This is a genomic window from Oerskovia gallyi, assembly GCF_014836745.1.
GTDB lineage: Bacteria > Actinomycetota > Actinomycetes > Actinomycetales > Cellulomonadaceae > Oerskovia > Oerskovia paurometabola.
In genome coordinates this window covers 330,505-337,811 of the sequence record NZ_JACSQE010000002.1, presented here as the reverse complement: position 1 = coordinate 337,811, position 7,307 = coordinate 330,505, and the positions used below count along the sequence as shown (strand labels likewise).

Genomic DNA, 7,307 nt, shown 5'->3' with positions numbered 1-7,307 from the left:
CGCGGTGGGGACCGCGCGCACCCCGCTGCGTCGTCCCCGGGCCCGACGGCGCCGCTCGCTCACCCTTCCGCCGAGGGCGACGTGCCCGCTCGCCGAGCGTGACGTGCCCGCCCGACGTGCGCTCCGCCGTCGGGCAGGAGGAACCGGCCGGGCGTGACGGTCGCCACTGCCGCGGCGCGCGGACGTGGGCTAGGATCGTGCTCGTCGCGACTGGCGCACCCGCGCCCCGCACGCCGCCCCAGGGGAGGCCGCGGGACGGACGGGAATGGTGGATCACCACCGGGGAGCGGCATGCTGTGTAGACGACGGGTCGTTCGCCTGGGCCCCGGGTCGCCCCCTGTGGGGAGCGTGCCCGGACGGGGTATGCCCTCCCGCGAGACCGTCATCCGCAGACACACCCAAGGAGACGCATGAGCGCTCAGCCGAACGTCCTGAACCAGTCCCTGCTCGAGGTGGACCCGGAGATCGCCGCGGTCCTCGACGGTGAGCTCGCGCGCCAGCGCGACACCCTCGAGATGATCGCCTCGGAGAACTTCGTGCCGCGCGCCGTCCTGCAGGCGCAGGGCTCGGTCCTCACGAACAAGTACGCCGAGGGCTACCCGGGCCGCCGCTACTACGGTGGCTGCGAGCAGGTCGACGTCGCCGAGAACCTCGCGATCGCCCGCGCCAAGTCGCTGTTCGGCGCCGAGCACGCCAACGTCCAGCCGCACTCCGGCGCGACCGCGAACGCGGCCGTCCTGCACGCCCTCATCAACAAGGGCGACAAGATCCTCGGCCTCGAGCTGGCGCACGGCGGCCACCTCACGCACGGCATGAAGATCAACTTCTCCGGCAAGCTGTACGACGTCTCGGCGTACGGCGTGGACCCGCAGTCGTACCGCATCGAGATGGACGAGGTCCGCAAGACGGCCCTCGAGACCCGCCCCGACGTGATCATCGCCGGCTGGTCCGCGTACCCGCGCCACATCGACTTCGCGGCGTTCCGTGAGATCGCGGACGAGGTCGGCGCGAAGCTCTGGGTCGACATGGCGCACTTCGCCGGCCTCGTCGCCGCGGGTCTGCACCCGTCCCCGGTGCCGTACGCCGACGTCGTGTCCTCGACGGTCCACAAGACCATCGGCGGCCCCCGCTCGGGCTTCATCCTCTCCAAGGAGGAGTACGCCAAGAAGATCGACTCCGCGGTGTTCCCGGGTCAGCAGGGTGGCCCGCTCATGCACGTCGTGGCTGCGAAGGCCGTGTCGTTCAAGATCGCCGCCTCGGACGACTTCAAGGACCGTCAGGAGCGCACGCTGCGCGGCGCGAGCATCATCGCGGACCGCCTGGCGCAGCCCGACGTCGCCGAGAAGGGGGTCTCGGTCCTCACCGGTGGCACCGACGTGCACCTGGTCCTCGTGGACCTGCGCCACTCGGAGCTCGACGGCCAGCAGGCCGAGGACCTCCTGCACGCCGTGGGCATCACCGTGAACCGCAACGCCGTGCCGTTCGACCCGCGTCCCCCGCGCGTCACGTCGGGCCTGCGCATCGGCACGCCCGCGCTCGCGACCCGTGGCTTCGGGGACGCCGAGTTCACGGAGGTCGCCGAGATCATCGCTGCGACCCTCAAGGCCGGTGCCGGCGCGGACGTCGAGGGCCTGAGTGCTCGCGTGCGCAAGCTGACGGCCGACTTCCCGCTGTACCCGGGACTGTCGCAGTAAGTCACGCACGACCCGCTGAGTGCGGAGTACTTGTCGCCGATCCGGCCGATCCGCGACAACTGCTCCGCACTCAGCGGTCTGTTCAGCCCCCGCCAGACTTCGAGGAGCCCCCCATGACCGCGCAGATCCTGGACGGCAAGGCCACCGCCGCCGCCATCAAGGCCGAGCTCAAGACCCGTCTCGTGACCCTCGCCGAGCACGGCGTCGTGCCGGGCCTCGGCACCCTCCTGGTCGGCGACGACCCGGGCTCGCAGTGGTACGTCGCGGGCAAGCACCGCGACTGCGCCGAGATCGGGCTCTCCTCGATCCGCGAGGACCTGCCCGCCGAGGCCACGCAGGAGGAGATCGAGGCCGCGGTCCGCCGCCTCAACGACGACCCCGCGTGCACCGGGTACATCGTGCAGCTCCCGCTCCCGAAGGGCATCGACACCAACCGCGTGCTCGAGCTCATCGATCCCGACAAGGACGCCGACGGCCTGCACCCGACCAACCTCGGGCGTCTCGTGCTGCGCGTCAACGAGGACGTCACGTCGCCGCTGCCGTGCACGCCGCGTGGCATCATCGAGCTCATCGAGCGCCACGGCGTCTCGCTCGCGGGCAAGGAGGTCGTGGTCGTGGGGCGCGGGGTGACCGTCGGCCGCTCGATCGGCCTGCTCCTCACGCGCCGCGCGGTCAACGCGACCGTCACGCTCACGCACACGGGCACCCAGGACCTGGCGGCACTGGTCCGCCGAGCCGACGTCGTGGTCGCGGCGGCTGGCGTCAAGGGCATCATCACGCGCGACATGGTCAAGCCGGGCGCCGTCGTGATCGACGTGGGCGTCTCGCGCGAGGTCGACGAGGAGACGGGCAAGAGCCGCGTCGTCGGTGACGCAGACCCGGCTGTGGCCGAGGTCGCGGGCTGGATCTCGCCCAACCCCGGCGGCGTCGGGCCCATGACGCGCGCGATGCTCCTCGCGAACGTCGTGGACTCGGCCGAGCGCGCGGCGGGGATCGCCAGCGCCTGACCCGTTCCCGGGACGGGCGCGACCTGCGGGTCGCGCCCGTCCCGTCGTTTCCTGACGTCCTGTCGTGCGGTGGTGCTGCGCAGGACTAGTGTTCCGCCATGACCCCCGCGTCCCGGGCAGGGGGGGACGACGGCATCGCGGCCTTCGTCCCTGCGCCTCTCGCCGTCCCCCCGTCCGTCCGGCGCGCCCGCCGCAGCGCCACGGCCGCGTACGCGGCGCAGGGCTTCGGGTTCGCCGTGATGCTGACCAACGTCCCGACGTACGAGCGCTACCTCGGCATCGGCCCCGACGTCATCACGCTCGTGATCCTCGGCGTCTGCGTGTGCGCGGCGACGGGCAGCGCGCTGTCGGGGTGGCTCGCGGCCCGGTTCGGGTCGGCGCGCGTCGTGACGGGCGGGCTCCTCGTCGCGGCGGCGGGGATCCTCGCGGTCGGGCTGAGCGCAGGGGCAGGGCTGCTCGCGACGTTCTTCCTCGCGTTCGCGGTGTACGGTCTCGCGCTCGGGTCGGTCGACGCGTCGACGTCCATGCAGGGCATCGACGTGCAGCGCGCCTACGGGCGCAGCCTCATCGCGGCGTTCTTCGCGGCCAACGCGGCGGGCGGGGTCGTCGGTTCGCTCGCGGTCTCGGGGGCTGCGGCCCTAGGGCTCGCGCTGCCCGTGTCGCTCGCTCTCGTGGCGGGGGTGGTCGCGGTGGCGGTGCTCGTGCTGCGGGCGGGGCTGCTCTCGCGGACCGCGGCGGTCGCGGTCGCGGGGTCCTCCGGGGGGCCTGCGGCGGGGGGCGGGAGCCAGCTGCCCGACGGCGTCGCTCCCGCCGCCGGGTCGGCCGTCGGGTCCGCGGTGACCGGCCAGGGCGAGGCGGGGGTCGGCGCTGCCGCTGCGGCCGGCGCTCGTGGCGCGACCGGCATGGTGGGCGCCGGGACCGTGATCGTGCTGGGCATCGCGATGCTGGCCTTCCCCGTCGCGGACTCCGCGGTCTCGAGCTGGGGCGCGACGTTCCTGCAGGGCGTGCTCGGGGCGAGCGCCGTCGTCGGGCCGCTGGGCTTCGGCGCCTACCAGGCGACCCTCATCTGCTCACGGCTCCTGGGAGACCGGGCGGTCGAACGCTGGGGGCGCGTGCGGGTCGTGGCGCTCGGAGGCGCCGTGGGCGTCGTGGGGCTCGGGCTCGTCGCGGTCTCGCCCGTGTGGCCGCTCGCGGTGCTGGGGTTCGCCGCGACCGGGCTGGGGCTCGGGGTCGTGGCGCCCATGGCGTTCTCGGCCGCGGGCGACCGGGCGGCGGAGGCCGTCGCGGGGGCCGGTGCTGGGGCCGGTGCGACGGTCGGTGCCGCGGGGCCGAGCACGGACCTCCCGACGGTCGAGGACGCGACCGACCGCGCGGTGGCCAGGCTCAACGTCTTCACGTACGTCGGCGCGGTGCTCGGCGGCGCGATGACCGGGGTCTTCGCGACGACCGACGCGCTGCGCGCAGGGTTCGGGGTGCTGGCCGTGCTGGCGCTCGCGACGGTGCTGCTCGCGGGGAGGTTCCGCGAGGCGTCGCTGCCGGAGGACCTGTCAGAACCAGCGTGATGCGGGGGTTTCGCTCGCTCTGACACGTGCCGTGCGGCCACGGGCCGGCCATGGTGGGCCGTGACCAGCGTCTCGCCGCGCGGTTTTCGCTCGTGTGGGTGGCGTGGGGTTTGATGTCGAGGTGCTCACGATCGCTACAGCCAATGTCAACGGGATCCGCGCCGCCTACCGCCGGGGGATGGACGCCTGGGTCGCGTCGCGCACCCCGGACGTCATGCTGCTGCAGGAGGTCCGCGCGCCTGACGAGATCCTGAACGAGCTCGTGGGCGAGGACTGGCACATCGCGCACCAGGCGTGCGACATCAAGGGCCGGGCCGGTGTCGCGGTCGCGTCGCGCCTGCCCGTGACGGCAGTGCGCGTCGGGCTGGGCAAGGGCGAGCCTGAGCCTCCGGTCGACACGGGCCGCTGGGTCGAGGCCGACCTCGAGCTGCCGTCGGGCGAGAGGCTCACGGTCGTCTCGACGTACATCCACTCGGGCACCGCGGGCACGCCCAAGATGGACGAGAAGTACGCCTACCTCGAGAAGGTCACCGAGCGCCTGCGCGAGCTCTCCGCAGCGGGCGGTCTCGCGGTCGTCGCGGGCGACGTGAACATCGCGCACAAGAACGTCGACATCAAGAACTGGAAGGGCAACCAGAAGTCGGCCGGCTTCCTCCCCGAGGAGCGTGACTACCTGGACACCTGGTTCGACGAGCTCGGCTGGGTCGACCTCGGTCGCAAGCACGGCGGCGAGGGCCCCGGGCCGTTCACCTGGTGGTCGTGGCGCGGGCAGGCGTTCGTCAACGACTCGGGGTGGCGCATCGACTACCAGCTCGCGACGCCCGCGCTCGCCGAGCGCGCGGTCAAGGTCGAGGTCGACCGCGCCGACGACTACGAGAGCCGCTGGAGCGACCATGCCGCGCTGGTCGCGACGTACGACCACTGACGGGACGCTCCCGCCCCAGCGTCAGTCGCGGGCCGGGACGGGCAGCTCGCTCATGCGGGACAACGGTGACAGCAGCACGGGCAGTGCCCCGAGCGACATGACGAGCGCCCCGACCCACAGGGCGGGCGCCACGCCCCACACGGTCCCGATCCACCCGCCGAGCAGTCCGCCGATCGGGAGGGGGCCCCACACGAGGAACCGAGCCGAGGCGTTCATGCGCCCCAGCAGCGCGGGCGGGCAGAGCCGCTGGCGGAAGCTCACCTGCGCGACGTTGTAGACGACGACGGCGAGGTTGAACACGAAGCCCCCGACGACGAGCACGACCGCTACGAGTGCATCGGCGGCGCCCGTGGCCGCCACCCAGGCTGCCGCGGGCGTGATCGCGTACGAGACCCCGGTGAACACCGCTGAGGCGGGGATGACCCGCGCCGGGCCGACCCACCGTGCCGTCCGGTCGGCGAGGACCGCACCGAGCAGCCCGCCGGCCGCGCTCGCTGACAGCACGACGCCGTAGGTCGCCGTCCCGACGTCGAGCGTGCGCAGCGCGAAGATCACCACGACCGCGTTGCCGATCGCGCCGCCCAGGTTGCCGAGCGACGTGCACGCGAGGATGCGGCGGAGCAGGGGCTCGCTCGCGACGAAGCGGAGCCCTTCGGCGATCTCGGTGCGCAGGGGGCGTCGTGCCGCCGGGTCGGGGAGGTCCTCGTGGTGGCGGATCCGCGAGACGGCGAGCGCGCTCGCGAGATAGGTGCAGACGGTCGCGACCATGACGAGCGGTGCGGACAGCACGCGCAGCGCGACGCCGCCGATCGCGGGTCCGGCGATCATCGCGACGGACTGGGTCGCCTGGAGCTTGGAGTTTCCTTCGACGACGTGGTCGAGCCCGACGAGGCCGGGTACGTAGCTCTGGTGCGCGACGTCGAAGAAGAGGCTGAACGTGCTGATGACGACGGCCGCGCCGATGAGCAGTCCCATGCTCGCGTGGCCGGTCAGGGCGGCGACGACCACGACCGAGAGGATCGCGGCACGCGCGAGGTCGGCGGTGACGAGGACCCGGCGCTTGCGCATCCGGTCGACCCAGGCACCCGCGGGCAGGCTGAGCAGGAGGAAGGCCGCGGTCTCGGCGGCGTTGAGGGCGCCCATCTGCCACTCGCTCGCGTGCAGGTGGGACACGGCGAAGATCGGCAGGACGAACCCCGTGAGCTGGGCGCCGAGCTGGCCCAGCGCGTCCCCGCCCCACAGGTGCCGGAAGTCGCGATGGTGGACCAGGCTGCGCGGGGGAGCAGTGGTGCTCGGCGCGGGCTCGTCGGGCGTCATGGGGGCAGCCTGGTGCAAGTGATTGAGGAATGTCAATCAGTTAGCCTGTGGGGGTGACCCCGGATCGTGCTACTCGCCCCACGCCGCCAGTGTCCGAGCCCGTGGCCGGCGCGGCGGCGCCAGTTCCTGTGGCCGGCGGTGCCGCGCGCGGTGCGCACGCGCCGACTGCCGACCTGCCGACGGGTGGCGACTCGGTCGCCGAGCGGGACGCCGACGCGCGCGCTCTGGCGTCGACGCTCCGGGTGCGGATCCTGCGCATCTGCCTCGACGAACCGCGGACCAACAAGGAGATCGCCCAGGTGCTCGGCAAGAACCCGGCGACGACGCTCCATCACGTCCGGACGCTCGTCGCGCGGGGGTTTCTCGCGGCGCAGCCCGAGCGCACGGGGGCGCGCGGGGCGCGGGAGGTGCCGTACCTCGCGACGGGCAGGTCGTGGACGGCGGACCTGGGGCCGGGTGGTCACCGCGTGCTGCTCGACGCGTTCCTGGAGGAGCTGGCCGTGGCTGATCCTGCGACCGTCGACATGGGGCGGCTCGGCCTGCGGCTCGACGCCGAGGGGCGGGACGAGCTCTCGCGACGCCTCAACGAGGTCCTCGAGGACTTCCGGCAGCGTGAGCCGGTGGCCGACGGCGAGCCGTGGTCGGTGTTCGTCGCGATCCACCACGACACGAGCCGCGACCCGCGCCCGAGTGCATGATCTCGCTGCGACTCGCCGGGCGTGTCGCAGCAGGATCATGCACTCAACGCGGCGGAGCCGGATCGTCCGGTCTCAATCTGCCTGACAACTTGCAACTTTTGGTT

At 73.0% G+C, this 7,307-nt stretch carries 6 protein-coding genes and 1 riboswitch; of the genes, 5 read left to right on the top strand and 1 reads right to left on the bottom strand.

The features are described 5' to 3' along the window. The first annotated feature begins 240 nt into the window (after positions 1-240). Positions 241-331, top strand: a riboswitch (ZMP/ZTP riboswitch). 79 nt (positions 332-410) lie between these two features. The 4 genes from glyA (at position 411) to H9640_RS03935 (ending at position 5,188) form a co-directional block, all read left to right on the top strand. Beyond that, a complete protein-coding gene (glyA, locus tag H9640_RS03950) occupies positions 411-1,694 on the top strand; it encodes a serine hydroxymethyltransferase (protein WP_191789406.1) in 1,284 nt (427 codons plus the stop codon). A gap of 113 nt (positions 1,695-1,807) precedes the next feature. Beyond that, the gene (locus tag H9640_RS03945) at positions 1,808-2,701 is read left to right on the top strand and encodes a bifunctional methylenetetrahydrofolate dehydrogenase/methenyltetrahydrofolate cyclohydrolase (protein WP_191789405.1); all 894 of its coding nucleotides are present in this window, start codon (positions 1,808-1,810) and stop codon (positions 2,699-2,701) included. Between the two features lie 98 nt (positions 2,702-2,799). Continuing rightward, positions 2,800-4,263 carry an MFS transporter gene (locus tag H9640_RS03940; RefSeq protein WP_191789404.1) on the top strand — a complete coding sequence of 488 codons (1,464 nt, stop codon included), beginning with the start codon at positions 2,800-2,802 and terminating at the stop codon, positions 4,261-4,263. A 121-nt stretch (positions 4,264-4,384) separates the two neighbouring features. Continuing rightward, entirely contained in the window at positions 4,385-5,188 is an 804-nt protein-coding gene (locus H9640_RS03935; protein ID WP_191789403.1) for an exodeoxyribonuclease III, read from the top strand. Between the two features lie 21 nt (positions 5,189-5,209). On the opposite strand, the gene H9640_RS03930 is transcribed toward H9640_RS03935, so the two are convergent. Continuing rightward, a complete protein-coding gene (locus tag H9640_RS03930) occupies positions 5,210-6,505 on the bottom strand; it encodes an MFS transporter (protein ID WP_191789402.1) in 1,296 nt (431 codons plus the stop codon). A gap of 53 nt (positions 6,506-6,558) precedes the next feature. On the opposite strand from H9640_RS03930, the gene H9640_RS03925 reads away from it, so the two are divergent. Beyond that, entirely contained in the window at positions 6,559-7,203 is a 645-nt protein-coding gene (locus H9640_RS03925) for a winged helix-turn-helix domain-containing protein (protein WP_318243630.1), read from the top strand. Positions 7,204-7,307 lie beyond the last annotated feature (104 nt).

Bases quoted from the DNA above. Each gene is read 5' to 3' on its own strand.
- glyA (WP_191789406.1), top strand. From the start codon at position 411: ATGAGCGCTCAGCCGAACGTCCTGAACCAGTCCCTGCTCGAGGTGGAC.
- H9640_RS03945 (WP_191789405.1), top strand. From the start codon at position 1,808: ATGACCGCGCAGATCCTGGACGGCAAGGCCACCGCCGCCGCCATCAAG.
- H9640_RS03940 (WP_191789404.1), top strand. From the start codon at position 2,800: ATGACCCCCGCGTCCCGGGCAGGGGGGGACGACGGCATCGCGGCCTTC.
- H9640_RS03930 (WP_191789402.1), bottom strand. From the start codon at position 6,505: ATGACGCCCGACGAGCCCGCGCCGAGCACCACTGCTCCCCCGCGCAGC.